Raw genomic sequence first — 24,899 nt, forward strand, 5'->3', positions numbered from 1 at the left:
CCGGTCCCCGAGCAGAACCGGTCCCTGAGCCTGTCGAAGGGCCCCACCCCGGTCCCTGAGCCTGTCGAAGGGCCCCACCCCGGTCCCTGAGCCTGTCGAAGGACCCCACAGCAGGAGAGCCGCGCGACAGCAGGACGCATCACCACGATCCGTCCTGCTCTCGCGCACTCCTCCTGCCCTCGTGCGGCAGGCACCGGCGCAGTCACGCCTAGACTGCTGGGATCGTCGACCGCAGCCGGCCGACCGCACCAGGAAGGTGAGCGCCGTGCCTCTCGACCCGATCTTCTCCGAGCGTCTCCGCACGCATCGCAAGTACCTCATCTCGACGGCACTCGAGCAGGCCAAGGCGTTCCTGCTGCACCCTCGCGGTGGCGCGCAGGCCGCCCAGACCGCAGCCGCGAAGCCGACGAAATCGACAGAATCGACGAAATCAGCGACATCGCTGCAGTCGGCGACCGGATCTGGTCCGGCACCCGTCGGCGGGACCGGCGCGACGGCCGACCCGGCCGGCCCCGCGACATCGGCCCGGGCCCCGAAACCGACCGTCCCCGCGAACACGCCGAAGGCGCCGCGCAAGAAGAAGACGCGCGCCTCGCATCGGAAAGCCGCGCTCAACTGGGACAAGAAGGAGCTGCAGACCATCGGGACGCCGGGTCCTCGCGTCCTCACCGTCGAGCACACGGTGCCCGTCGACCGGTTCCCCGACGTCCGCGTGCGCATCTACTACCCGGGCACGGAGGTCACGACGGAGCATCCTGTTCCCGGCGTCCTCTCCTTCTTCGGCGGCGCGTTCCGCATCGGCGGCATCGACTATCCGACGACCGATGCGGCGTTCCGCCGACGTGCTGCCGACGCGGGAGTCGCGATCGTCGCCGTCGACTACGCCCTCGCGCCCGAGCACCGCTACCCGACACAGGTCGAGCAGTCCTTCGCGGCGCTCGTCTGGCTGTTCGCGGAGGCGGAGTCCCTCGGTGTCGATCCGACCCGCATCGCCGTCGCCGGGATCTCGGCCGGCGCGAACATCGCCGCGGCAGTCACGATCGTGAACCGCGAACGGGACGCGCTGCCGATCGCACTGCAGGTATTGGAAGTGCCGGTCGTCGATCTCACGGGGAAGCACATCGATCTGAAGCCGGTGCGGGCGATGCATGTGCCGAGCATTCTCGCGATCCGGGAGATGCGGTCGGTCGCGAAGACATACCTGCCGTCGCGGTCGCAGGCGAAGGACCCGCATGCGTCGCCGCTGCTCGCCGCGTCGCATGTCGGATTGCCGCCCGCGGTGATCCTGACGGCCGAGTTCGATCCGCTGAGAGGCGACGGTGCGGCGTACACGGCGGCGCTCCGGGCAGCCGGTGTCGACGCGAGCGCGACCCAGTACCTCGGCGTGACGCACGACGCGTCGATCTTCACGGGCGTCCTCCCCGCCGCGCGCCGTTGGCACGCCGACGTCGTCACCGCCCTGCGCTCCCTCCACCCCTGACCGGCGCCCGTTCGCCAGCCTCCCTCACCCCTGGGGCTTTCACAATTCAGGAACATCCGCACAATTCAGGAGGATCTCGGCCGAAACGCCGGTCAATCATCCTGAATGATGCAAACGGTCCTGAATTGTGCAACCGCGCGGCGAGTAGGGACAGGGCGGTCAGGGGAGGGAGCGGATGGCGAGCCAGAGATTGGTGCGGGCCTCGAACGCGTCGAGCCGATGGCCCGTGAGCTGCTCGACACGCGTGATGCGGGACCGCAGGGTGTGCCGATGGATGCCGAGCCGCTTCGCCGCCGGATCCCACTGTCCGTTCGCCGACAACCACACGGAAACGCTCTCCAGGAGATGCGAACCCTCGGCGCGATCGACGTCGAGCACCGGTTGCAGGACGGCTCGAGCGACGGCCTCCAACTGCGGGGCATCGAAGAGCCCGAGCACCCCGCCGACGGCGAGATCACTGAACCGCGTCACCGACACCTCATCGCCGGAACGCTGATCCAGGGCGAGTCGCGCCTGCTCGACACCGGCCGCGATCTCCGCGTGCGGAACGGGATCGGACAGGCCCGCGTGCAGCCGGTCCGCGGCGCTCCGATCGGCGGACGCACTGGCCCCGGCAGCCGCGCTCGCGTCTGAGCCCGCGCTCGCACTCACACCCGCACCCGCACCCGCACCCGCACCCGCACCCGCACCCGCACCCATTGCATCATCGCCGCCCGCCGGGTCACCGTGCGCACCGACGATCTCGAGCGCGAGGTCGTACGCGATGTCGGCCGGCAGACACGCGACGACATCGCCGCGGTGGACGGCTGAGAACACAAGCCCCGGGCGCCGCTCGCGCAGCCCTTCGAGGTCGGCGAGCAGGACGTCACGCGCACCGCCCGACACCGTCCAGACGGCGACCCGCACCGGTTCGACGGGGAGCGGCGTCCCGAGCTGCCGAGCGACGTTGCGAACGAGCGCGACCTCGCCGTCGAGCAGCGCTGTGAGGAGACCGGATCGCAATGTGCCGGTCGCTCGGGAGAGCGCACGGCCCTGTTCGAGCGCGAGGCCGGCGAGCGCCACGACCGACGTCACCACGGTCTGCGCAGCACCGTCGAGGCCGCCGATGCCCCCGATCGCGAGCACACCGCGCAGATCGCCCCGCCGCCCGAGCGTCTGGAGGGAGACCGTCTCGGACTCGGTCGTGATCGTCGCGCTCGACCGCTGTCCGCGCTGCAGGAGCCGCAGCGCCTCGGCCCCGGTCCTCGCGAGCAGGTCTCCCCCGCCAGCCTCCCCGCTCCCGACCCCGTGCACCCCGGCGAGACCGCCGCGAGCGTCGAAGAGCGCGACCCACCGTCCGAGCTGCCTGGATAGTTCCGCGAGGATCGACGGCGTCGCATCGGGCCGGAGCGCGGCGAACGAGATGGCTCGTTGCGCGTTGATGGCCCACGTGTCCCTGGCCCGCTCGGCTTCGGCGATGAGATCGGCCGCGTACCGGATGACAGCGATGAACGGCGTCCTGTACGGCACTTCGAAGAGCGGCAGTCCCTCCTCGGCGCAGGCCTCGATGAGCGCGTCGGGCGTTCCGGACGTGACTACTTCGGTGCCGAACCCGAGGCCGGTCACGCCGGCGGCGAGGAGTCGTTCGACGTACGCCGTCACCTCGGCCGGGCCCGCGCCGGACAACCAGGTGCCCGTCGTCAGGAGCACCTGTTCGTCGACGAGGAACGGCGTCGGATCTGGCAGGTCGGATCCGGACACCCAGGTGACGGGTGCATCGACCGCACCCGGTGCTCCGCCGACGATGAGTCGGAGGTCGAGTTCGCGATGGTCGAGCAGGGCACGGAGGGAGGGCGGCACGTCGCGAGTCTATGACGATCTGCCAGTTTGTCGAAACAGTGATGTTGATATCGACAAAGTGGCACTGCGTTCGCCGCCCGACGCTGTCTAGCATGGCTGCAACGCGCGCCGGAGTCGTCGCACGGGCTCGCACCTCGAACCGACGACGACTGCGATGACGTGGCGTCGGCATCGCACACACGCCCGGCCGACACGACGACCGGCACCCAGACCACACACGAGCACCCCAGAGGAACGGAGCATCGATGACGATCATCGACACGCCTGACAGCATCGCGACCACGCCGACCGGCGGCCCGGGCCTCCCCCAGGAACGCCGCCTCGTCACCGCGATCCCCGGCCCGCTCTCCGTGGAGCGCATGGCCCGCAAGCACGCGGCCGTCGCCTCTGGCGTCGGAACCACGATGCCCGTGTTCGCGGCTGCGGCCGGCGGCGGCGTCCTCGTCGACGTCGACGGCAACTCCCTCATCGACCTCGGCTCCGGCATCGCCGTGACCGGCGTCGGCAACAGCAACCCGCGCGTCGTCGAGGCGGTCACCCGGCAGCTCAACGAGTTCACCCACACGTGCTTCACGATCACGCCGTACGACTCCTACGTCGGCGTCGCCGAAGCGCTCAACCGTCTCACCCCCGGCGACCACGAGAAGCGCACGGCCCTCTTCAACTCCGGCGCCGAAGCCGTCGAGAACGCCGTGAAGATCGCCCGCAGTCACACGAAGAAGCAGGCCGTCGTCGCATTCGACCACGCCTACCACGGCCGGACGAACCTCACGATGGCGCTCACCGCGAAGTCGATGCCGTACAAGAGCGGCTTCGGGCCGTTCGCCTCCGAGGTCTACCGTGCTCCACTCTCGTACCCGTTCCGCGACGGCGGCCTGACCGGTCCGGAGGCAGCGAAGCGCGCGATCACGCAGATCGAGAAGCAGATCGGCGCCGACAACCTCGCCGCGATCATCATCGAACCGATTCAGGGAGAGGGCGGCTTCATCGTCCCCGCCGACGGCTTCCTCCCCACCCTCCTCGAGTGGGCGCGCGCGAACGACGTCGTGTTCATCGCCGATGAGGTCCAGACCGGCTTCGCCCGCACCGGCGCGATGTTCGCCTCCGAGCTGTTCGGCATCGTCCCCGATGTCATCATCACGGCGAAGGGCATCGCCGGCGGCCTGCCGCTCTCCGCGGTCACGGGCCGTGCCGAGATCATGGACGCCCCGCACACGGGCGGCCTCGGCGGCACCTACGGCGGCAACCCGCTCGCGTGCGTCGCAGCCCTCGCCGCGATCGAGACCTACGAGGAGGACGACCTGGCGGCCTCCGCCCGCGTCATCGAGGAGCGCATCCGCGCCAGGTTCGAAGCCGCGCAGCAGAACGACCCGCGCATCGGCGACATCCGCGGACGCGGGGCGATGATGGCCGTCGAGTTCGTCGACCCGCAGACCGGCGAACCCGATGCCGCGCTCACGAACGCCGTCGCGAAGGCGTCGCACCAGGAGGGCGTCATCGTCCTCACGTGCGGCACCTATGGCAACGTCGTCCGCTTCCTGCCGCCGCTCACGATCCCCGTCGACCTCCTCGAGGAGGGCCTCGACGTCGTCCTCGCGTCCCTCGCCGCGAACTAGGCCTGCTCCGCCCCGGTCCCGGAGCCACCGATCCTGAGCACTGTCCGGTCACTGAGCGTGTCGAAGGGGCGAACGCAACCCCGGTCCCTGAGCTTGTCGAAGGGGCGAATCGGCTGCAACACTTCGACAAGCTCAGTGACCGGGCCGACAAGCTCAGTGGCCGAGACCGGGACCACCACCCGGCCCACGAACGCAACGACTCACACGCACGACCTCAGAAGGAGCAACACATGACTGATCCCCGCGAAGCAGCACTCCTCGCCACGGTGCCGTCCGGCCTCTCCATCGGCGGCGAATGGCGCGATGCGGAGGGCGGCAGGACGCTCGACGTGATCGACCCGTCCACGGGTGAGGTCATCAAGACGATCGCCGATGCGAGCGTCGCCGACGGCAAGGCCGCGCTCGATGCGGCCGTCGCCGTTGCGGACGAGTGGGCGGCGACCCCGCCCCGCACCCGATCCGACATCCTCCGCAAGGCCTTCGACCTCCTCCAGGAGCGTCGCGACGACTTCGCCCTCCTCATGACGCTCGAGATGGGCAAGCCGCTCGCCGAGTCGAACGGCGAGGTCACCTACGGCGGCGAATTCCTCCGCTGGTTCTCCGAGGAGGCCGTGCGCATCTCCGGCCGCTACGGCACGAACCCGGAGGGCACCGGTCGCATGATCGTGTCCCAGCACCCCGTCGGCCCGTGCTTCCTCATCACGCCGTGGAACTTCCCGCTCGCGATGGCGACGCGCAAGATCGCTCCCGCCCTCGCGGCCGGCTGCACGGTCGTCGTGAAGCCAGCGGAGCTGACGCCGCTCACGACCCTCTACTTCGTGAAGCTCCTCGAGGACGCCGGTCTGCCGAAGGGCGTCGTGAACGTCATCACGACCTCGGAGTCGAGCAAGGTCTCCAGCCCGATCATCGCGGACCCGCGGCTCCGCAAGCTGAGCTTCACGGGTTCGACGCCCGTCGGCCAGAAGCTCATCCAGCAGTCGGCCGAGAACGTCCTCCGCACCTCGATGGAGCTCGGCGGCAACGCCCCGTTCGTCGTCTTCGAGGACGCAGACCTCGACAAGGCCGTCGACGGGGCGATCGCTGCGAAGTTCCGCAACATCGGCCAGGCGTGCACGGCGGCCAACCGCTTCATCGTGCACACGAGCGTCGCGGATGAGTTCGCGAAGCGCGTCACGGAGCGGGTGCGGGGCTTCCGCATCGGTCGCGGCACCGAGGACGGCGTCACCATCGGGCCGCTGATCGATGACCGAGCGGTCGCGAAGGCGAAGACCCTCGTTGATGACGCCGTGTCCAGAGGCGCCGAGGTCCTCACGGGCGGCAAGGCGATCGACGGCGCAGGCACCTTCTACGAGCCCACCGTCGTCACGGGCGTCGCTCAGGGTTCCGACATCCTCCGCGAGGAGATCTTCGGACCCGTGCTCGCGATCGTCCCCTTCACCGACGAGGACGAGGCGGTGCGGCTCGCGAACGACACCGAGTACGGCCTCGTGTCGTACGTCTTCACGAAGGACCTCGCTCGCGGTCAGCGCATGATCGACCGGTTGCAGACGGGCATGATGGGCCTCAACGTCGGTGTCATCTCGAACGCGGCTGCGCCGTTCGGCGGTGTGAAGCAGTCCGGTATCGGCCGAGAGGGCGGGCTCGAGGGCATCCACGAGTACCTCTCGACGAAGTACACGATGACCCCGAACCCCTGACCGCTCCCCCAGACCTCCCTTTTCGTGCAAGAAGTGCCGTGCACAACGGCCGAATTGCACGAAAACGGAGGTTTGGAGGTTGGCAGCACCCGAAGCATCCACAACTGAATACGTAGCTGAATGGGTGCGATGCACTCGAAATCACCATGATGTGTTCCGCAATGCTGCGGATACCGGCATACTCGTCATCAACCTTCCATCGGGAGTCCATGACGACGTGTCGGCCGCAGCCGGCACACGTGAAAGGAACGGCAATGTCAGGCTCGACCCTCCAGAACTTCATAGGCGGCTCGTTCGTCGATGCTCACGGAAGCGACACCATCGAGGTCGTGAACCCGGCCACCGAAGAGGTCGTCGCGATCTCCCCCGTCTCGGATTCCGATGACGTCGACGCCGCGTACGCAGCCGCGAAGACCGCCGCGAAGACGTGGAACCGGTCCACCCCCAGCCAGCGGCAGGCGGCGCTCCTGAAGCTCGCAGACGCCTTCGAGGAGCACGCCGACGAACTCGTCGCGGCGCAGCACCGCAACACGGGCCAGCCCTCCGAGACGATCAAGGCCGAAGAGGTCCTCGTCGGCGCGGAGCAGCTCCGCTTCTTCGCGGGCGCTGCTCGCGTGCTCGAGGGCAAGTCGGCCGGCGAGTACATGGAGGGCTTCACCTCCTGGGTCCGTCGCGAACCGATCGGCGTCGTCGGCCAGGTGACCCCCTGGAACTACCCGTTCCTCATGGCCGTCTGGAAGATCGCACCGGCCCTCGCCGCCGGCAACACGATCGTCCTCAAGCCGAGCGACACGACGCCGGAGTCGACGCTCGTCCTCGCGAAGCTCACGCAGGGCATCCTGCCGGACGGCGTCTTCAACGTCGTCCTCGGCAACGCCTCCACCGGCACGTTCCTCACCGAGCACCCGACGCCCGGCCTCGTCGCCATCACCGGTTCCGTCCGAGCGGGCCAGGCCGTCGCGACGTCGGCTGCGAAGAACCTGCACCGCGCGCACCTCGAACTCGGCGGCAAGGCGCCCGTCATCGTCTTCCCCGGCGTCGACATCGCCGCGGCCGCCGAGGGCATCGCCCAGGCCGGCTACTTCAACGGCGGTCAGGACTGCACGGCCGCCACCCGCGTCATCGTGCACAGCAGCATCCACGACGAGTTCGTCGACGCGCTCGTCACCGCCGCTGAAGCCACCGTCACGGGCGATGCCGAGGACCCCGACGCGTTCTACGGCCCGCTCAACAACGTCAACCACTTCACGCAGGTGCAGGGCGTCATCGATGCGCTGCCAGAGCACGTGACGGTTGCGACGGGCGGCAAGCGCGTGGGCGACCGCGGATTCTTCTTCGCCCCGACGGTTCTCACGGGCGTCCGCCAGGACGACGCCTGCGTCCAGCAGGAGACGTTCGGCCCGGTGCTCACGGTGCAGCCGTTCGAGACCGAGGAGGAGGCGATCGAACTCGCGAACGACGTCGAGTACGCGCTCGCGTCGAGCGTGTGGACGAAGGACCACGGCCAGGCGCTGCGCGTGTCCCGCGACCTCGACTTCGGCTGTGTGTGGATCAACACCCACATCGTGCTCGTCGCCGAGATGCCGCACGGCGGATTCAAGAAGTCCGGCTACGGCAAGGACCTCTCCTCCTACGGCTTCGAGGACTACACGCGTCTCAAGCACGTCATGTCGAGCCTCGACGCGTAAGGCACGCACCACCCGGTCCCGCACTCGTACACCCGGTTCCTGAGCCCGTCGAAGGGCGACAAGCCCAGTGACCGGGACCCCCGCACCACGATCTCTGAACACCACGCCGGTCTCAGAACTCACCGAAGCACACTTCGACAGGCTCAGTGACCGGGACATCCGGTCCCCGAGCCTGTCGGAGGGCAACAGAAAGAAGCACACAACATGACCGCACTCGAACGCGACGTCGTCATCATCGGCGCGGGCGCATCCGGCCTCACGGCCGCTACGAAGCTGCGAGCGGCGGGCCTCTCGGTCGCCGTCCTCGAAGCGCGCGACCGCGTCGGCGGCCGCCTCTGGACCGATCACATCGACGGCGCGATGCTGGAGCTCGGCGGCCAGTGGGTCTCACCGGACCAGACGGCGCTCATCGACACGCTCGCCGAGCTCGGCCTCGACACCTACTCGCGCTACCGCGAGGGCGACAGCGTCTACATCAATGCAGACGGCGACATCACCCGGTTCACGGGCGACATCTTCCCCGTCGAGGCGTCGACCCAGCGCGAGATGGAACGCCTCATCGACCTGCTCGACGGCCTCGTCGCCGAGGTGGGCGTCCAGGAGCCGTGGTCGCACCCGCGCGCGAAGGAGCTCGACTCGATCTCCTGGAGCGCCTGGCTGGCAGAGCAGACGGACGACATCGAAGCGCGCGACAACATCGCCCTCTTCATCGCAGAAGCCATGCTGACCAAGCCGTCGCACTCCTTCTCGGCGCTGCAGGCGCTCCTGATGGCGGCTTCCGCGGGGAGCTTCACGCACCTCGTCGACGCGGACTTCATCCTCGACAAGCGCGTCGTCGGCGGCCTCCAGCAGGTGCCGATCAAGCTCGCGGAATCGCTCGGCGACGACGTGCACCTGAACTCCCCGGTCCGCCGTCTCGAGTGGTCCGACGAGGGCGTCTCCGCGGAGGCCGACGGCATCACGGTCAACGCGAAGTACGTCATCGTGGCCGTCCCGCCGAACCTGTACACCCGCATCGACTACCAGCCGCCGCTCCCCCGCCTCAGCCACCAGATGCACCAGCACATGTCGCTGGGTCTCGTCATCAAGGTGCACGCGGTCTACGAGACGCCGTTCTGGCGCGAGGCCGGCCTCTCCGGCACGGCCTTCAGCCCGTACGAGATCGTCCACGAGGCGTACGACAACACGAACCACGAGGACCCGCGCGGCACCCTGGTCGGCTTCGTGTCCGATCTGAAGGCCGATGCCGTCTTCAAGCTCTCCGCCGAGGAGCGCCGCGAGCGCATCCTCACCTCGCTCTCCCACTACTACGGCGAGCAGGCCCTCAGCCCGGTCGTCTACTACGAGAGCGACTGGGGCAGCGAGGAGTGGACGCGCGGTGCGTACGCCGCGAGCTTCGACCTCGGCGGGCTCTCCCGCTACGGTGCGATGCAGACGACGCCCGTCGGACCGATCTACTGGTCCACGAGCGATCTCGCCGCAGAGGGGTACCAGCACGTCGACGGCGCGATCCGCATCGGCGCAGCGACCGCGGCAGCGATCATCGAGCGACACAACGCCTCCTGATCGGTAGCATCGGCTCCACCAGTTCCACACTTCGACAGGCTCAGTGACCGGGATCTCCGGCTCAGTGACCGGGATCTCCGGCTCAGTGACCGGGATCCCCGGGTCAGTGACCGGGGTCCGGTCCCTGAGCCTGTCGAAGGGTTCCAACGCACCACCGCACACCGCCGTGCAGTCCGGCATCGCACCCGATCGAAAGCGAACACCAGATGAGATACATCGTTGGATACACCGATACCCCGGCAGGACGTGACGCGCTCGCCCACGGGATCCGCCTCGCCCGTGCCGCCAAGGCCCGCCTCGACGTGGTGCTCGTCCTCTCCAACGAGGAGCGCCCGACCCTCGTCCCCGCCGACCCGGGCTACGAACGCTTCCTCCGCGAGACGGCCGACGGCTGGCTCACCGAAGCCCTCTCGTCCGTCCCGAAGGACCTCAAGGCCAAGTCCCACCTCGTCTACGCGGAGTCGTTCGCGGAGGGCCTGCTCGAAGCGTCGAAGATCCTCGAGGGCTCCCTCATCGTGATCGGCGCGGCCCGCGGCGGCCTCCTCGGCCGCTTCTCGCTCGGCAGCGTCGCGAACACGCTCCTGCACTCGGCGGTCGTCCCCGTCGCCCTCGCACCGGACGGCTGCCGCGACGTGGCTCAGGCGCCCGCCGGCGAGCCGACCCTCAGCCGCATCACGTGCGCGATCGGGACCCGCGCCGGAGCCGACGAGCTCCTCGACGCCGGCATCATCGCCGCACGTCGGTCCTCCATCCCGCTGCGGCTCGTCTCCCTCGTGGCCCTCGACCAGCCGGAGGGCGCTGAGCACCCCGACGCGATGGCCCGCGCGGCCGCGCACGCGCAGGAGGTCCTCGAGTACGCGAGTTCGCACCTGCCGTCCGACGTCACCGTCACGACCGAGATCGCCACGGGCGGCCGCGTCGAGGACGCCGTCGTCAGCCTCGACTGGGATCCGGCCGAGGTCGTCCTCGTCGGTTCCAGCCGCCTCGCACAACCCAAACACCTGTTCCTCGGCTCCACAGCGGCGAAGATGCTGCGCGAGCTGCCCGTTCCCATGGTGGTCGTCCCCCGACACTCCGTGCTGAGCATCGGAGACGCATCATGACTCCTCCAGAATCCGTTCCGACGGGCGACATCGCCCACCCCGAGACCACCGCGACGGGCGCCCTGTCCAAGAAGGGCCTCGGCGCCGGGACGGTCGGCCTCATCGGCGCGATCGTCATCGGCATCTCCTGCATCGCCCCGGCGTACACGCTCACGGGCGCCCTCGGGCCGACGGTCGCACAGGTCGGCACCCACGTGCCGGCGATCTTCCTCGTCGGCTTCATCCCCATGCTCCTCGTCGCCTTCGGCTATCGGGAGCTGAACAGCCGGATGCCGGACAGCGGCACCTCGTTCACATGGGCGACACGCGCGTTCGGGCCGTGGATCGGCTGGATGGCCGGGTGGGGGCTCATCGCGGCGACGATCGTCGTCCTCTCGAACCTCGCGGGCATCGCCGTCGACTTCTTCTACCTGATGCTGTCGCAGATCTTCCAGAACCCGGGAATCGCGGATCTCACCCGCAACCCGTTCATCAACGTGATCACGTGTCTGGCCTTCATGCTGGGCGCGACGCTCATCTCCTATCGCGACATGCAGACGACGCAGAAGCTGCAGTACGTGCTCGTCGGCTTCCAGCTGCTCGTCATGGTGTTCTTCGGCATCGTCGCGTTCGCGCACGTCGCCGCCGGCAACGCGTTCGACGCCACGGCGATCAACCTCGACTGGTTCAACCCGTTCTCCGTCGGCTCGTTCAGCGCCTTCGCCGCCGGCCTCTCGCTCTCGATCTTCATCTTCTGGGGTTGGGACGTGACGCTCACGATGTCCGAGGAGACGAAGGGGTCGGCCTCGACGCCAGGCAAGGCGGCGACGGCGACCGTGCTCATCATCGTCGTCCTGTACCTGTTCCTCTCGGTCGCGCTCATCAACTACGCGGGCGTCGGGAAGGGCGAGGTCGGTCTCGGGAACGAGGCGATCCAGGGCAACGTGTTCTTCTCGCTCGCGGGCCCCATCCTCGGTCCGCTCGCGATCCTCGTGTCGATCGCCGTGCTCTCCTCGTCCGCGGCGTCGCTGCAGTCGACGTTCGTGTCGCCCGCCCGCACGCTCCTCGCGATGGGCCACTACGGCGCGCTCTCCCCGAAGTTCTCGAAGGTGCACCCGAAGTTCTTCACGCCCGGCTACGCGACCATCGTGTCGAGCGTCGTCGCCTCCGTGTTCTACGCCGTCATGCGCTTCATCTCCGAGGACGTCCTGTGGGACACCATCACGACCCTCGGCATGATGATCTGCTTCTACTACGGCCTGACCGCGTTCGCGTGCGTCTGGTACTTCCGGAAGCAGTGGTTCTCGAGCGCCCGGAACTTCTTCTTCCAGTTCTTCGCCCCGCTCGTCGGCGGCCTGATCCTCGCGGTGCTGTTCTTCACGACCATCATCGAGAGCGCGGACCCGGCCTACGGCAGCGGATCGAACATCGGCGGGGTGGGCCTCGTGTTCATCCTCGGAATGACGATTATCGTGCTCGGCATCGTGATCATGCTCATCCAGGCCAAGCTGCGACCGGACTTCTTCCGGAACAAGACGCTCTCGCGCGGTGTCGCGGGCGACTCGAACGAGGCCGACGCGGCCCTGCCGGAGTAGAGCGGGTCACAGCCCCGAACCGCTGATTCCACCCGTTTTCAGGACCGATCGAGGGCCGAGCGCACGACGCACTCGGCCCTCACCTGTTCCTGAATTCGGATAGGGTGAGAGCATCCCCCGTCGCGTCGCAACGAAAGAGATGTCCGTGCCGACCATCGTCGTAGAAGTCATGCCGAAAGCCGAACTGCTCGACCCGCAGGGCAAGGCCGTCGCCGGCGCCCTGTCGCGTCTCGGCAGCGGCGAGTTCACCGATGTCCGCATCGGCAAGCGATTCGAGCTCACGGTCGACGGTCCCGTCACCGATGAGACGCGCGCGAAGGTGCAGCAGATCGCGGACGACATCCTCAGCAACAGCGTGATCGAGGACGTCGTCGCCATCCACTACCCGGCAGAGGACGGCGCGGGCGCAGCAGCGGGCGACGCAGCATGACGACCCGCATCGGCGTCGTCACGTTCCCGGGCAGCCTCGATGACCGCGACGCCCAGCGCGCGGTGACCATGGCCGGTGCGGAAGCCGTCGCGCTCTGGCACGGCGACCACGACCTGCAGGGCGTCGACGCGATCGTCCTGCCCGGCGGATTCAGCTACGGCGACTACCTGCGCGCTGGCGCCATCGCCGCCATCGCACCGATCATGACCGAGGTCAAGGATGCCGCCGCGAAGGGCATGCCCGTCCTCGGCATCTGCAACGGCTTCCAGATGCTCGTCGAGGCGCACCTGCTGCCGGGCGGTCTCATCCGGAACGCGCACCAGCAGTTCATCCGCCGCGACCAGGCGCTCACGGTCGAGAACGCGGACACCGCTTGGACGCACCAGTTCTCGCGCGGCCAGGAGATCGTCATCCCGCTGAAGAACGCCGATGGCGGCTACATCGCCGACGCCGAGACGCTCAAGCGCGTCGAGGGCGAGGGTCTTGTGGCGTTCCGGTACGCGGGGATCAACCCGAACGGTTCGCTCGACGACATCGCCGGTCTCACGAACGAGGCGGGCAACGTCGTCGGTCTGATGCCGCACCCCGAGCACGCGATCGAGCCCGGCTTCGGCCCGGACACCCCGGCCGCCATGCGCTCGGGCGTCGACGGCCTCGCGTTCTTCACGAGCGCGGTCCAGGCCCTCCAGGCCGTCTAGCGTCCTTCCGCTCCGGGTCCCCGGTCCCTGAGCCTGTCGAAGGGCCGCCCAGCCCCTCCCTGACTCTCACGAAACCTCCGCCCCTCCTCCGGTGCGGAGGTTTCGTCGTCCTCCCGGCCCGCGAGGAGTCGCAAATGGCTCGTTGACGGGGGTCGGGACTAGCCGTTTCCGACCCCTCGCGGGCTGAGGATGGCGTCGGCGTTGTCGTCGATCCAGGCCATGAGCGGGATCAGGTGGGTGTTGAGGTCCACGCCGCGCTCGCTCAAGCGGTACTCGACGTGCGGCGGGATCGTCGGGTACGCCGTGCGGATGATGATGCCGTCGCGTTCCAGCGTCCGGAGCGTCTGCGCGAGCATCTTCTCGCTGATGCCGTCGACCACGCGACGCAACTCACTCCAGCGGAGGGTGCCGTCGGACAGGGCGAGCAGGACGAGGACGCCCCATTTGCTCGTGACGTGATCGAGCACCGTGCGGGTGGGGCACGCTGCGGGAAGAATTCCGTCGGTGAACCCGGGCCGTTCCCCAAGACTGATGGACATGTGAGTAGCTTACCTGAAAGTGGGTACTCTCTCTCGGGAAGTATCAGCAGCCGCCTGCGTTATGGTGAGGCGAACCCACGGGAAAGGACCCACATCATGTCGCTCGACGCCTCCAGCGCAGCATCCGCATCCACCACCTCCACCGGCCGCCTCGTCGTCACCGGCGCCTCAGGGCAGCTCGGCCACCACGTCGTCGAGTCACTGCTCGCGCGCGGCGTCGATGCGGGCCGCATCGTCGCGACGGGCCGCCGCACCGAAGCCCTCGAGGACCTCGCCGCGAAGGGGGTCACGACCGCTCGACTCGACTTCGCCGACCCCGCGACGATCGACGCCGTGCTCCAGGCCGGCGACACCGTCCTCCTCGTCTCCGGCTCCGAAGTCGGCAACCGCGTCGCCCAGCACCGCAACGTGATCGATGCCGCCGCTCGCGCAGGCGTCGCCCGCATCGTCTACACGAGCGCCCCGAAGGCGACGACCTCGGACCTCATCCTCGCGCCGGAGCACAAGGCCACCGAGGAGCTGCTCGCCGCATCCGGCGTTCCGACCACGATCCTCCGCAACGGCTGGTACACCGAGAACTACGCCGGCGCACTGGCGCAGGCCGCCGAGAGCGGCTCCTTCATCGGCAGCGTCGGCGACGGCCTGGTGTCGAGCGCCTCGCGCGCCGACTTCGCCGAAGCTGCCGCCGTCGCGCTCATCACGGACGGCCTCGAGGGCCGTGTGTTCGAGCTCTCCGGGGATGTCGCATGGTCGCACGATGAACTCGCGAAGGCGTTCTCCGAGGTCACCGGCACGACGATCGAGTACCGCGACCTGTCGCCTGAGGACCACACGGCCGCGCTCCTCGCCGCCGGTCTGGACGAGGGTACGGTCGGTTTCGTCGTCGGGCTCGACGGCAACACGCGCGACGGCCTCCTCGGCGAGACGAACGGTGAACTCGCCGCGCTCATCGGCCGCCCGACGACGCCGCTCGTCGAGGGCCTGCGCGCCGTCGTCGCCGCGAGCTAGTCGCCAGCGGCTCCGCGCGGACCAAGCGCCGGTCGCGCGTTGCATCGCCGCCCCGCGTTGCATCGCCGCCCCGCCCTTCGCCCATGCACTCACTCCGCTCCGCCGGGGTCGGTGTGTGGGCGTTCGGCGTCCGGGCCTGCGGCATTGCGGGCAGCGCGATGCGGACGACTCGACGATGACGATGACGCAGCACCGCACAGCCGACGGCCAGCGCGCGCACCCATCGCGCCCAGCCCCCACCCAGTGACATCGCCGACCAGCGTGCGCCCACATCACCGGCACGCCCTCCGAACGGGGCTCACAGACAGCGCATTCCGGATTCCGTTGCGAAATCGCTATCTGGCAGCCGAATCCGGAGCAATCCCACCGGTTATGCTCTCGATACCACCGATGCACCAACGACGATGCACCGGCACGACAGGCACCACCCACTCCACGAGCAGGTGATATGACGAGCAGTGCGGATACGGTCTTCCTCGCGGGAGCGGTCTACCACGGACCAGGATCACGCCCGCGCTCAGGAGCCGTCGCCGTCACGGCCGGGCGTGTGTCCGCACTCGATCAGGACGCCATCGCCTCGATCGGTGAGTCCACGTGCGTCATCGAAGCCCCCGACGGCCTCCTCCTCCCGGGGTTCGTCGACGCGCATATCCACCCCGTCGAGGGCGGACTCGAACGGATGCGCTGCGATCTCTCCGGGCACCGGACCGCAGCGGACTACCTCGACGCGATCGCCGCGTACGCCGCGTCCCACCCCGACCTCCCGTGGATCGTCGGAGGCGGCTGGCAGCAGTCCGCCTTCCCCGGTGGCACCCCGCTCGCGGCCGATCTCGACCGCATCGTCCCCGACCGACCCGTCTTCCTCCAGAATCGCGACCATCACGGCGCCTGGGTGAACGCGGCTGCGCTCCGGCTCGCCGGCATCGACCGCTCCACCCCGGACCCGGCCGATGGTCGGATCGAACGCGACGACGACGGCTCCCCGAACGGCACGCTCCACGAAGGGGCGCGCGGGCTTGTCTCGTACCTCGTCCCGGAGGACACGGCGGACGACACGATCGAAGCACTCATCGCCGCACAGGCGTACCTGCACTCGGTCGGCGTGACGGGTTGGCAGGACGCGATCGTGGGCGACGCGGACAACCACTCGGACACGAGCGGCGCGTATCTCGCGGCGGCCTCATCGGGAGCGCTCACCGGTCATGTGGTCGGCGCGCTCTGGTGGGACCGGAGTCGCGGCCTCGAGCAGATCCCGGACCTCATCGCCAGGCGGGACGCGATCGCTGCCGCAGGCGAAGCGGCAGGCCAAGCGGCAGGCCCAGCCCGCGCACGGAGCGCAAGCCCTTGGCCGGGGCGTTTCACGGCGGGCACGATCAAGATCATGCAGGACGGCATCCCGGAGAACCGCACGGCGGCGATGATCGAGCCCTACCTGGGCGGCAGCGGCGAGCGCGGGGGCGACAGCAGCACGAACAGCGCACCGAACCCGAACCACCACGGCCACAGCCACTCGCACCACCACCACGCCCCGGACAGCGGCATCTCCTTCGTCGAGCCGGAACTCCTCGCCGAAGCGGTCACCCAGCTCGACGCGGCCGGCTTCCAGGTCCACTTCCACGCCATCGGGGACCGGGCCGTCCGAGAGTGCCTCGACGCGGTCGAAGCCGCCATCGCCCGCAACGGCCCGTCGCTCTGCCGGCATCACATCGCGCACGTCCAGATCGTGCACCCCGACGACGTGCCGCGGTTCGCGGACCTCGACGTCACGATGAACATCCAGTCGCTGTGGGCGACGTGGGAACCGCAGATGGTCGAGCTCAACCTCCCGATCCTCGGCGACGAGCGAGCGGGTTGGCAGTATCCGTTCGCGGACGCCGTCCGCTCGGGAGCGAGACTGTGCGCAGGCTCCGACTGGCCGGTCACGACCCCGGACCCCTGGGCCGCCCTCCACGTCGCCGTCAACCGCACGCTCCCCGCGGACGACCCCGACTACAACCCGCTCCCCCTGAATCGGAACCAGGCGCTCACGCTCGACGATGCGATCGCCGCGTACACGGCCGGCTCCAACCGGGTGAACCACCGCGACGACGCCGGGACGATCCAGGTGGGCGCCGTCGCAGATCTCGTCCTGACCGACCGTGACCCGTTCCGCGGCGATCCGCAGGACATCCACCGCACCCGCACGGTCGGCACGTGGGTCGCCGGTCGCCGGGTCTTCACCGCGCAACCCGAGCAGCCCGCGCGACCCGAGCAGCCCGCGCGAGACGAACCGTCCACGAAGGTCACCGAGTCCGGCGCTCGGACCACCCACGCCTCATCGACCAGCCCATCCGCCCACGACCGGGACCGCGCCCGCGATCCCACCACCGTCCGCCCGTCCCACTGATGTCCACCGTCCCACCGATCGAGCAAGGAACCCCTTCATGAGAACCAGATATCTGCTCCCCGCAGCACTCGTCGCCTCCGCGGCCCTCCTCCTCACGGGTTGCGTCAACAACGAGGTCGCAACGCCGACGAGCGGTGGATCGGCCGGCGCCGTCTCCGTCGACAAGGCCGCCGCTGCACTCCTGCCGGACGACGTCACCAAGGCAGGCAAGCTCATCATCGGAACGGACGCGAGCTACGCGCCCAACGAGTTCAAGGACGCCGACGGCAACCCGATCGGTTGGGAGATCGAACTGGCCGATGCGATGGCCGCGAAGCTCGGCCTCACGACCGACTACCAGGTCGCCAAATTCGACAACATCATCCCGAGCATCACGGGCGGCAAGTACGACGTGGGCCTCTCCTCGTTCTTCGACACGAAGGAACGGCAGCAGCAGGTCGACATGATCGACTACTACACGGCCGGCATCCAGTGGGCGGCGCCCAAGGGCAAGACCGTCGACCCCGACAACGCGTGCGGCCTGAAGGTCGCCGTCCAGAACGGCACGACCGAGGCGCTCGAAGACGTCCCGGCGAAGTCGCAGGCCTGTGTCGATGCCGGCAAGCCCGCCATCCAGGCCCTCGGCTACGACACGCAGGATGAAGCCACCGCCGCCGTGACACTGGGCCGTGCCGATGCGATGTCCGCCGACTCGCCCGTCGTCCAGTACGCCGTGCAGCAGAGCAAGGACAAGCTCGAACTCTCCGGCGACGTCTACTCCACCTTCCTCTACGGGATGCCCATCAAGAAGGATCGCGGCGACCTCGCCAAGGCCCTCCAGACGGCTCTGCAGTCCCTGCAGGACGACGGCACCTACACGAAGATCCTCGCGAAGTGGGGCGTCGAGTCCGGCGCCATCCCGAAGATCGACGTCAACGGCGCGACGAGCTGACCATGAGCGACCCGTTCCGAAGCGCCCCGGCGTCCGGATCGGTCCCTTCGGGGACTCCGGCGCCGGGGGCGCAGGACAGCCCGCCACCGCTCAAGGTGGTCCGCCTCCGTCACCCGTGGCGGAACGTGTTCGCGGTGATCATCCTGGTGCTGCTCGCCGCGGTCATCTACGACGCGGCGCTCCGCCCGGCATACGACTGGCCAGCCGTCGGCAAGTACGTCTTCGACCGTCGGATCACCCTGGCCGCGCTCATCACCCTGCAATTGACGGTGTACTCGATGATCGGGGCCATCGTCCTCGGTGTGCTGCTCGCGATCATGCGCCTCTCCGACAATCCGGTGCTGAAGAGCATCGCGGCGGCGTACGTCTGGCTGTTCCGCGGCACACCCGTCTATGTGCAGCTCGTGTTCTGGGGACTCCTGTCGACGATCTACCCGACCCTCAACATCGGGCTGCCCTTCCTCCCGCCGATCGCGCAACTGCCGACCGATGCCGCCCTCAGCACCTTCTGGATCGCCGTCATCGGCCTGGCTCTCAACGAGGCCGCCTACATGTCGGAGATCGTCCGCGCCGGCCTCATGTCGGTCGACCGCGGGCAGGATGAGGCGTCGACAGCCCTCGGCATGAGCTGGGGACAGACGATGCGGCGGGTCATCCTGCCGCAGTCGATGCGCATCATCATCCCGCCGACCGGCAACGAGGTCATCTCGATGCTCAAGACGACGTCGCTCGTGACGGCCGTCCCGTTCACGCAGGAGCTGTACACGAGGTCGCGGGACATCTCATCGGAGACGTTCAACCCCATTCCGCTGCTCATCGTCGCCTCCCTCTGGTACCTGCTGTTCACCTCGATCATGATGGTCGGCCAGTATTTCCTCGAGAAGCGGTTCGCGCGCGGGCTGACGCGCGTGGACATCGCGAACGGGGCGACCGGCGTGGACGGTGAGGTGCTCACGGGCACCATTCCGACCGACCCGCCGACACCCAGCGGCACGAGCCCGGGAGGGACCGCATGACCGCCGACACGACGCCAACGCCGCCGAGCCCACCGAGTTCGCCGAGCCCGCGGACCGCGCTGCCGATGGTGCAGGCGGAGCGCGTGGTCAAGCGCTTCGGCTCGAACACGGTCCTCAAGGACATCTCCCTGACGGTGCAGCGTGGCGAGGTCATGTGCCTCATCGGGCCGTCCGGCTCCGGCAAGTCGACGTTCCTCCGCTGCATCAACCACCTGGAACGGGTCGACGGCGGACGGCTGCTCGTGGAGGGCGACCTCATCGGGTACCGCGAGCGCGGCGACACGCTGTACGAACTCAAACCGAAGGAGGCCGCGAAACAGCGTCGTGACATCGGCATGGTGTTCCAGCGGTTCAACCTGTTCCCGCATATGACGGCGCTCGAGAACATCGTCGAGGCGCCCATGCAGGTGAAGGGGCAGCGGCGAGCGGCGGCGGAACAGCGGGCGAAGGAACTGCTCGACCGCGTCGGCCTGTCCGACAAGGCTGCGGCCTACCCGGGGCACCTGTCCGGCGGGCAGCAGCAACGGGTCGCGATCGCCAGAGCGTTGGCGATGGACCCGAAGCTCATGCTGTTCGACGAGCCGACGTCCGCGCTCGACCCGGAACTCGTCGGCGACGTGCTCGACGTCATGAAGGGCCTCGCGCGCGACGGCATGACGATGATCGTGGTCACGCACGAGATGGGCTTCGCGAGGGAGGTCGCCGACTCGCTCGTCTTCATGGACCAGGGCGTCGTCGTCGAGTCCGGCGATCCTCGCACGGTCCTCGCCGACCCGCAGCACGCTCGGACCCGCGCGTTCCTCTCCAAGGTGCTGTAGGCGCGCTGCGCGCCCGCCCGGCGCGGTTCAGTTGGCGGTTCGGGTGGGTGGGATCGCTTCCCACCCACCCGAACTGCGCCGTGAACCCTCGTCGTCGCTCTACCGGCGGGCGATGGCCCGTGCAACGAGCACCACGACGGTGACGGCAGCGATGCCCACACCCGCGACGACCGCGATCGTGGCTGCCGGGTGCTTGCGGTACTGCTGTTCGAGTTCGTCGGCGACGGAGTCGACCGTCGACGTCACACGATCGGTCGCTTCACCGACGGTGTCGCTCACAGCGTGACGGACGTCGTCCGCGGCCGATTGCACGGCGTCCTGTGCTTTCGCGGCGGCGTGCTGGCCGTCGGCGACCGCGTTCTTGGCGGCGTCCCGAACCCCCGCCACTCCGTCCTTCACCGCGCCGGTCGCGCCGCTCACACCGTCGGCCGCAGCGTGGGTGACGCCGTCGACTCCGTCCTTCACAGCGTGCTTGGCGTCGTCGACCCCGCCGACGACTGCCGCTTTCGCGTCCTTCACGCCGTCTTGCACCGCGTTCTTGGCACCTGACACGCCCTCCTTCACGGCGTTCTTGGCATCCGCGGCGCCCTCCTTCACAGCGTTCTTCGCATCCGCGGCGCCGTCCTTCACGGCGTTCTTGGCATCGGCCGCGCCGTCCTTCACGGCGTCCTTCGCATCACCGATGCCGTCGGCCGCCGCGCGTTTGGCTCCGCGAACGCCGTCGGAGACCGCCTGCGTCGCATCGCCGACACCGTCTTTCACGGCCTCCGCGCCGTGCTTCGCTGCCTCTGCGCCGTCTTTCACCGCATCCGCTCCGTGCTTCGCTGCTGCTGCTGCCTGGTCCCGTGCGTCGTCGTGTTCAGCCATGTCCGCTCCTTGTCCGTCTCGTCGAGTCTCGTCCTCGTGGGCTTTCCCGTCGAGTGTCGAATACGTTCTCACAGGTAGGACGGACCCATCGCCCCCTTCGTCACGTGGGGTTGCACAATTCAGGAACATCCGCACAATTCAGGAGGATTCCGCGCGACACACCGGTCGATCGTCCTGAATTGTGCACATCATCCTGAATTGTGAAACCCCTGGTGGGAGGGATAAGCCGGGATACGACGACGGGACGGTCAGAGCACGACGGTCAAGGCGCCGCCCGGCCCGGCGGTCACCGTCACGGCCCGGTAGTCGGGAATGCGCGGAAGGCCGTCGGTGATCTCGCCCGCGTAGTCGCCAACGACCACGACCTGCATGCCGGCAGCGACCCCGGCGCGCAGGCCTGCATCGGCGTCCTCGAACACGACGACGTCTGCCGGTTCCAACCCCAGCCGAGCTGCGGCCGCAAGGTATCCCTGCGGGTCGGGCTTGCCCGACGTCACGTCCTCGGCGGCGACGATGACCGGCGGGATCGGGATGCCGACGACGCCCATGCGCGCCCGAGCGAGTTCACCGGGCGCCGACGTCACGAGACCGACCACAGCGGAGGGCAGCGATGCGACGAACGCGGCGGCCCCCGGGATCTCGACGATGCCCTCCGTCATCGACATCTCCTCGGCGATGAGCGATGTCACCTCGAGGTCGACGTCGATTCCGGGGGTTCCGTACACGGCGATCGTCTCGGACGCCCGTCGTCCGTGTGCGAACGCGAGCAGTTCGGCCGGTTCAGCGCCGTGACGCACAGCGAACGCCGACCACACGATCTCGACGACGGAGGTGGAGTCGACGAGTGTGCCGTCCATGTCGAACAGCACCCCGTTCACGGTCAATGTGGTGCGTGCTTCGCTCATCCGCCCATTCTCCAGCAACATCCCGCCGAGGTGAGGCTTCCGGTTGTTCTGGAGGCGCTTGGACGACCGGAAGCCTCACCTCGGCGGATAGGGGATGGGGACGAGGCGGGCCGGGCATCAGGTCAGCGGGTCAGCGGAGGACCCGGTGCGGAGCGGCAGCCCGGAAGCCGCCACCGAGCTCGACCAGTACGGGGAGCTCGACACCGAGCAGAGCGTCGAGCGATTCGACGGCGGCGCCGACGGTCTCGACGGCCGTTCGCGGCGACACGCCACGACGGCACGTGAGGGCGACCTTGAGCGCACGTTCCCGCCCGGCTTCCCAGGCCGATACCCGCACCGCGGAGAATGCGGCGGTGTCGGCGAGCGCATCGCCGAGTGCGCGCGCGACGACATCGGCTTCGAGCACGACCTCGCCGTGCTCCGCCGGGGCGCGATGCACGAGGTTCGTCCGCCCACGGCCCTGACGGAGCACGAACGCGACGAGGAGCGCAGCGACCAGCGCGAGGAGCACGACACCGACGACGGGAGCGACCATGGGTGTGGGATCCACGTCTCCGACGACTCCCGGCACGGCCGAGAACGGGTTCCAGGAGAACCAGCCGGCGATCGTGTCGAGGACCGCAGCGCGATCGTCCCGCCACCAGTCGGCGACGAACGGAACGGTCACGACGGCGAGCGCTGCAGCACCGAGCGCGACGAGCACGAGGCCGACGATGAAGAGCAGCAGACGGTTCAGCCCGCGATTGGTGGAGTTCATTGTCCGACCTTCCCGTTCGTCGAGATCGTGGTGGCGACGCGCAGCGGCGGCTGGAGCGCGAAGGCGTCGAGGTCGGCGGCGACCGCGCGATCGACCGCGTCACGGTCGACGGCGATGCCGCTCGCCGGTGTGATGCGGATGCCGACGGTGCGGCGCCCGACGGCGACCACGGTGCCGTCCGGATGCGTCGACGCCGTGGCGGAGGCGCGCTGCGCGAGTGCCGAGGCGATGACCTCGTCGTCGACGACGGCGAGGACGCGGTCGGTCGCGAGCACGTGCCGATGGTGACGACCGGGGCCGATGGCGAGGCCGAGCAGCACGAGGCCGAGCAGCAGGACGACCGCGCCGGAGACGCCGAGGATCGCCGGCTGCGTCGTCGGGAGGCTGGCGGCCGCCGACGGGATGTCGCCCGGCGCGACGAGGAGCGGCGGAACGCCGACGAGGGCGAGCACCGTCTCGACCGCGATCCAGACGGCGACGATGACGAGAGCTATCGCGATGACGATCGCAGCCGTCGACCTCGGCGAGTGGAGTTCTCGACGCACGAGGCGGCGCAGGAGCGGCGTCGAAGCGGGCGATGGGGTCGGGGTCGGCGCGGTCCGGTTCGGCGCTGCGGAACCCGACGCGGCCGGACTGGACCCGGTCGCGGGCGACCCGGTCGACTCGGTGACCGGCGCCCCGTCCGCCACGCTCGTCGCAACGGGGCCGTCTGACCCGCCAGGCCCGCCAGACAGCATCGGAACGTCGTCGCTCGTCATGAGACCCGTCCTCTCCGGGCCGTCTCGATCCCGCTCACACGCACGACGACCCTGGTCACCCTGGACCCGGACAACGCTTCGAGCTTCGCTCCGATGGCGCCCGTCGCCTCGCCCGCCCGGTCGAGGATCGAGCCACCGGATCGTGCCACGACGTCCGGCGCCGCGGCGATGAGTCCGAGCGGTGGAACGCGCATGGGCGAGGTGACGACGAGGGCGAGGGCGCCGCGGTCGTCGGCGAGTGAGACGGTCACGCGACCCGCGGGAACCCCGAGCGTCTCGGCCGCGATGGCCACCGCGACGTGTTCGAGGGCTTTCGCCGCGATGCGCGTCCGGCCGGGGCCGCCGGATGGGAGCCCACCGGACGACGGCCCGCCCGACATGTTCCCGCCGGCTGAGCCTTCGCTGTTCGGCGGCCCCGCGAGGGCGTCGGGCGCGCCTCCGCGATCGAGGACGGTGGACATCATGAGGACACGCGCTTCCCGCGCACGGCGTCGACGATGGCGCGGAAGTCCGTCTGCCCCGTGACGATGCGTGCGACGACGGCGCCGACCCCCATCGCGACGGCGACGAAGACGAACGCCCAGAACCCGAAGGCGACCCAGCTGATCGCCAGGACCGCCCCGATCAGGATGCCGATGCTGGTCGCGGTCACAGGACTCGCGCCTCGGCTTCCTGGTCCTCGTCATCGGAGGGGATGAAGACGTCGCTGACGGTCACGTTGACCTCGGGGACCTCCATGCCGACGAACTGTTCGATCGCGCGGATGATGGATGCGCGCACCTCGCCGGCGACGAGTTGCAGGTCGACGGGGTAGTCGGCGACGATCACGACGTCGACGGCCACCTGTGTCTCGCCCACCTCGACACGGATGCCCTGCGAGAGGTCGGAGGAACCGATGGCGTCGCGGATCGCTCCGAAGGCGCGAGCCGCTCCGCCGCCGAGCGCGTGGACGCCACGGACTTCACGAGCGGCGATGCCTGCGATCTTCGCGATGACGCCGTCGTCGATGACGGTCGTGCCGAAGGAGGAGGTGTCGGCGATGACGGTGCCGTCGGCGGGGCGGCCCTTCGAGACGGTGGGCTTCGGGATGCTGGGGGTGTTGGTCGTGTTCGACATGGTGTCGCCTTTCTCGGTCGTCCGGTCGAGGGATTCGATCGGCGCTTCGGTGATAGGACGCAGCCGTCGCATCGTTCGTCACGGGTGGGCGGGAAGCTCGTGAAGCC

General features: G+C 69.0%; 23 protein-coding genes. 14 read left to right on the top strand and 9 right to left on the bottom strand.

Annotated elements, in window-relative coordinates:
* Positions 1-265 precede the first annotated feature (265 nt).
* Positions 266-1,480 carry an alpha/beta hydrolase gene (locus tag ACQ3HB_RS04425; RefSeq protein ID WP_430918112.1) on the top strand — a complete coding sequence of 405 codons (1,215 nt, stop codon included), beginning with the start codon at positions 266-268 and terminating at the stop codon, positions 1,478-1,480.
* 159 nt (positions 1,481-1,639) lie between these two features.
* Here the strand turns inward: ACQ3HB_RS04425 and ACQ3HB_RS04430 are convergent, their stop codons facing one another.
* Positions 1,640-3,319 (bottom strand): PucR family transcriptional regulator, encoded by a 1,680-nt coding sequence (locus ACQ3HB_RS04430; protein WP_430918113.1) that lies wholly within the window; start codon positions 3,317-3,319, stop codon positions 1,640-1,642.
* Positions 3,320-3,564: 245 nt separating this feature from the next.
* Between ACQ3HB_RS04430 and gabT the strand changes: the two genes are divergently transcribed.
* The 8 genes from gabT (at position 3,565) to purQ (ending at position 13,691) form a co-directional block, all read left to right on the top strand.
* Positions 3,565-4,935 (top strand): 4-aminobutyrate--2-oxoglutarate transaminase, encoded by a 1,371-nt coding sequence (gabT, locus tag ACQ3HB_RS04435; protein ID WP_430918115.1) that lies wholly within the window; start codon positions 3,565-3,567, stop codon positions 4,933-4,935.
* A 230-nt stretch (positions 4,936-5,165) separates the two neighbouring features.
* Positions 5,166-6,632 (top strand): NAD-dependent succinate-semialdehyde dehydrogenase, encoded by a 1,467-nt coding sequence (locus tag ACQ3HB_RS04440; protein WP_430918117.1) that lies wholly within the window; start codon positions 5,166-5,168, stop codon positions 6,630-6,632.
* A 254-nt stretch (positions 6,633-6,886) separates the two neighbouring features.
* Positions 6,887-8,320, top strand: a complete 1,434-nt coding sequence (locus ACQ3HB_RS04445) for an aminobutyraldehyde dehydrogenase (RefSeq protein WP_430918119.1) — start codon at positions 6,887-6,889, stop codon at positions 8,318-8,320.
* 204 nt (positions 8,321-8,524) lie between these two features.
* Complete coding sequence (locus ACQ3HB_RS04450; protein WP_430918121.1) at positions 8,525-9,886, top strand: flavin monoamine oxidase family protein; 1,362 nt, start codon at positions 8,525-8,527, stop codon at positions 9,884-9,886.
* Positions 9,887-10,092: 206 nt separating this feature from the next.
* Entirely contained in the window at positions 10,093-10,989 is an 897-nt protein-coding gene (locus tag ACQ3HB_RS04455) for a universal stress protein (RefSeq protein ID WP_430918123.1), read from the top strand.
* Complete coding sequence (locus ACQ3HB_RS04460; protein WP_430918125.1) at positions 10,986-12,563, top strand: APC family permease; 1,578 nt, start codon at positions 10,986-10,988, stop codon at positions 12,561-12,563. The genes ACQ3HB_RS04455 and ACQ3HB_RS04460 overlap by 4 nt, the downstream gene beginning before the upstream one ends.
* A 145-nt stretch (positions 12,564-12,708) precedes the next feature.
* Positions 12,709-12,993, top strand: coding sequence for a phosphoribosylformylglycinamidine synthase subunit PurS (gene purS, locus ACQ3HB_RS04465; RefSeq protein ID WP_430918127.1), 285 nt, complete (start codon positions 12,709-12,711; stop codon positions 12,991-12,993).
* Complete coding sequence (purQ, locus tag ACQ3HB_RS04470; protein WP_430918128.1) at positions 12,990-13,691, top strand: phosphoribosylformylglycinamidine synthase subunit PurQ; 702 nt, start codon at positions 12,990-12,992, stop codon at positions 13,689-13,691. The genes purS and purQ overlap by 4 nt, the downstream gene beginning before the upstream one ends.
* 158 nt (positions 13,692-13,849) lie before the next feature.
* On the opposite strand, the gene ACQ3HB_RS04475 is transcribed toward purQ, so the two are convergent.
* Positions 13,850-14,230: a winged helix-turn-helix transcriptional regulator gene (locus ACQ3HB_RS04475; protein ID WP_430918130.1), complete on the bottom strand. Its 381-nt coding sequence runs from the start codon at positions 14,228-14,230 to the stop codon at positions 13,850-13,852.
* Between the two features lie 96 nt (positions 14,231-14,326).
* On the opposite strand from ACQ3HB_RS04475, the gene ACQ3HB_RS04480 reads away from it, so the two are divergent.
* From ACQ3HB_RS04480 to ACQ3HB_RS04500, 5 genes are all read left to right on the top strand, one after another.
* On the top strand, positions 14,327-15,238 hold the full coding sequence (locus ACQ3HB_RS04480; RefSeq protein WP_430918132.1) for an SDR family oxidoreductase: 912 nt from the start codon (positions 14,327-14,329) through the stop codon (positions 15,236-15,238).
* A 448-nt stretch (positions 15,239-15,686) separates the two neighbouring features.
* Positions 15,687-17,624, top strand: a complete 1,938-nt coding sequence (locus ACQ3HB_RS04485; protein WP_430918133.1) for an amidohydrolase — start codon at positions 15,687-15,689, stop codon at positions 17,622-17,624.
* Between the two features lie 37 nt (positions 17,625-17,661).
* Positions 17,662-18,555, top strand: coding sequence for an ABC transporter substrate-binding protein (locus tag ACQ3HB_RS04490; protein ID WP_430918135.1), 894 nt, complete (start codon positions 17,662-17,664; stop codon positions 18,553-18,555).
* 2 nt (positions 18,556-18,557) lie between these two features.
* Positions 18,558-19,571 (top strand): amino acid ABC transporter permease, encoded by a 1,014-nt coding sequence (locus ACQ3HB_RS04495; protein WP_430918137.1) that lies wholly within the window; start codon positions 18,558-18,560, stop codon positions 19,569-19,571.
* A gap of 65 nt (positions 19,572-19,636) precedes the next feature.
* On the top strand, positions 19,637-20,389 hold the full coding sequence (locus tag ACQ3HB_RS04500) for an amino acid ABC transporter ATP-binding protein (protein WP_430918420.1): 753 nt from the start codon (positions 19,637-19,639) through the stop codon (positions 20,387-20,389).
* Positions 20,390-20,488: 99 nt separating this feature from the next.
* Here ACQ3HB_RS04500 and ACQ3HB_RS04505 read toward each other — a convergent pair whose 3' ends face one another.
* From ACQ3HB_RS04505 to ACQ3HB_RS04535, 7 genes are all read right to left on the bottom strand, one after another.
* A complete protein-coding gene (locus tag ACQ3HB_RS04505) occupies positions 20,489-21,256 on the bottom strand; it encodes a hypothetical protein (RefSeq protein WP_430918139.1) in 768 nt (255 codons plus the stop codon).
* A 248-nt stretch (positions 21,257-21,504) separates the two neighbouring features.
* Positions 21,505-22,161: an HAD-IA family hydrolase gene (locus ACQ3HB_RS04510; protein WP_430918140.1), complete on the bottom strand. Its 657-nt coding sequence runs from the start codon at positions 22,159-22,161 to the stop codon at positions 21,505-21,507.
* 130 nt (positions 22,162-22,291) lie between these two features.
* The gene (locus tag ACQ3HB_RS04515) at positions 22,292-22,918 is read right to left on the bottom strand and encodes a hypothetical protein (RefSeq protein ID WP_430918141.1); all 627 of its coding nucleotides are present in this window, start codon (positions 22,916-22,918) and stop codon (positions 22,292-22,294) included.
* Positions 22,915-23,676 (bottom strand): hypothetical protein, encoded by a 762-nt coding sequence (locus ACQ3HB_RS04520; RefSeq protein ID WP_430918143.1) that lies wholly within the window; start codon positions 23,674-23,676, stop codon positions 22,915-22,917. Before ACQ3HB_RS04520 ends, ACQ3HB_RS04515 begins: the two co-directional genes overlap by 4 nt.
* Positions 23,673-24,140, bottom strand: a complete 468-nt coding sequence (locus ACQ3HB_RS04525; RefSeq protein ID WP_430918145.1) for a hypothetical protein — start codon at positions 24,138-24,140, stop codon at positions 23,673-23,675. Before ACQ3HB_RS04525 ends, ACQ3HB_RS04520 begins: the two co-directional genes overlap by 4 nt.
* On the bottom strand, positions 24,137-24,328 hold the full coding sequence (locus tag ACQ3HB_RS04530) for a DUF2273 domain-containing protein (protein WP_430918147.1): 192 nt from the start codon (positions 24,326-24,328) through the stop codon (positions 24,137-24,139). Before ACQ3HB_RS04530 ends, ACQ3HB_RS04525 begins: the two co-directional genes overlap by 4 nt.
* The gene (locus ACQ3HB_RS04535) at positions 24,325-24,792 is read right to left on the bottom strand and encodes an Asp23/Gls24 family envelope stress response protein (protein WP_430918150.1); all 468 of its coding nucleotides are present in this window, start codon (positions 24,790-24,792) and stop codon (positions 24,325-24,327) included. The genes ACQ3HB_RS04530 and ACQ3HB_RS04535 overlap by 4 nt, the downstream gene beginning before the upstream one ends.
* Between the last annotated feature and the right edge of the window lie 107 nt (positions 24,793-24,899).

Source organism: Plantibacter lichenum, from assembly GCF_050587525.1.
In the GTDB taxonomy this organism is placed as follows: Bacteria; Actinomycetota; Actinomycetes; order Actinomycetales; family Microbacteriaceae; genus Plantibacter.

Coding starts and splice junctions, on each gene's coding strand:
- ACQ3HB_RS04515 (WP_430918141.1), bottom strand. CDS start 22,918: ATGAACTCCACCAATCGCGGGCTGAACCGTCTGCTGCTCTTCATCGTC.
- purQ (WP_430918128.1), top strand. CDS start 12,990: ATGACGACCCGCATCGGCGTCGTCACGTTCCCGGGCAGCCTCGATGAC.
- ACQ3HB_RS04480 (WP_430918132.1), top strand. CDS start 14,327: ATGTCGCTCGACGCCTCCAGCGCAGCATCCGCATCCACCACCTCCACC.
- ACQ3HB_RS04535 (WP_430918150.1), bottom strand. CDS start 24,792: ATGTCGAACACGACCAACACCCCCAGCATCCCGAAGCCCACCGTCTCG.
- ACQ3HB_RS04485 (WP_430918133.1), top strand. CDS start 15,687: ATGACGAGCAGTGCGGATACGGTCTTCCTCGCGGGAGCGGTCTACCAC.
- gabT (WP_430918115.1), top strand. CDS start 3,565: ATGACGATCATCGACACGCCTGACAGCATCGCGACCACGCCGACCGGC.
- ACQ3HB_RS04495 (WP_430918137.1), top strand. CDS start 18,558: ATGAGCGACCCGTTCCGAAGCGCCCCGGCGTCCGGATCGGTCCCTTCG.
- ACQ3HB_RS04490 (WP_430918135.1), top strand. CDS start 17,662: ATGAGAACCAGATATCTGCTCCCCGCAGCACTCGTCGCCTCCGCGGCC.
- ACQ3HB_RS04510 (WP_430918140.1), bottom strand. CDS start 22,161: ATGAGCGAAGCACGCACCACATTGACCGTGAACGGGGTGCTGTTCGAC.
- ACQ3HB_RS04505 (WP_430918139.1), bottom strand. CDS start 21,256: ATGGCTGAACACGACGACGCACGGGACCAGGCAGCAGCAGCAGCGAAG.
- ACQ3HB_RS04520 (WP_430918143.1), bottom strand. CDS start 23,676: ATGACGAGCGACGACGTTCCGATGCTGTCTGGCGGGCCTGGCGGGTCA.
- ACQ3HB_RS04475 (WP_430918130.1), bottom strand. CDS start 14,230: ATGTCCATCAGTCTTGGGGAACGGCCCGGGTTCACCGACGGAATTCTT.
- ACQ3HB_RS04460 (WP_430918125.1), top strand. CDS start 10,986: ATGACTCCTCCAGAATCCGTTCCGACGGGCGACATCGCCCACCCCGAG.
- ACQ3HB_RS04455 (WP_430918123.1), top strand. CDS start 10,093: ATGAGATACATCGTTGGATACACCGATACCCCGGCAGGACGTGACGCG.
- ACQ3HB_RS04440 (WP_430918117.1), top strand. CDS start 5,166: ATGACTGATCCCCGCGAAGCAGCACTCCTCGCCACGGTGCCGTCCGGC.
- ACQ3HB_RS04450 (WP_430918121.1), top strand. CDS start 8,525: ATGACCGCACTCGAACGCGACGTCGTCATCATCGGCGCGGGCGCATCC.
- ACQ3HB_RS04445 (WP_430918119.1), top strand. CDS start 6,887: ATGTCAGGCTCGACCCTCCAGAACTTCATAGGCGGCTCGTTCGTCGAT.
- ACQ3HB_RS04500 (WP_430918420.1), top strand. CDS start 19,637: ATGGTGCAGGCGGAGCGCGTGGTCAAGCGCTTCGGCTCGAACACGGTC.
- ACQ3HB_RS04525 (WP_430918145.1), bottom strand. CDS start 24,140: ATGATGTCCACCGTCCTCGATCGCGGAGGCGCGCCCGACGCCCTCGCG.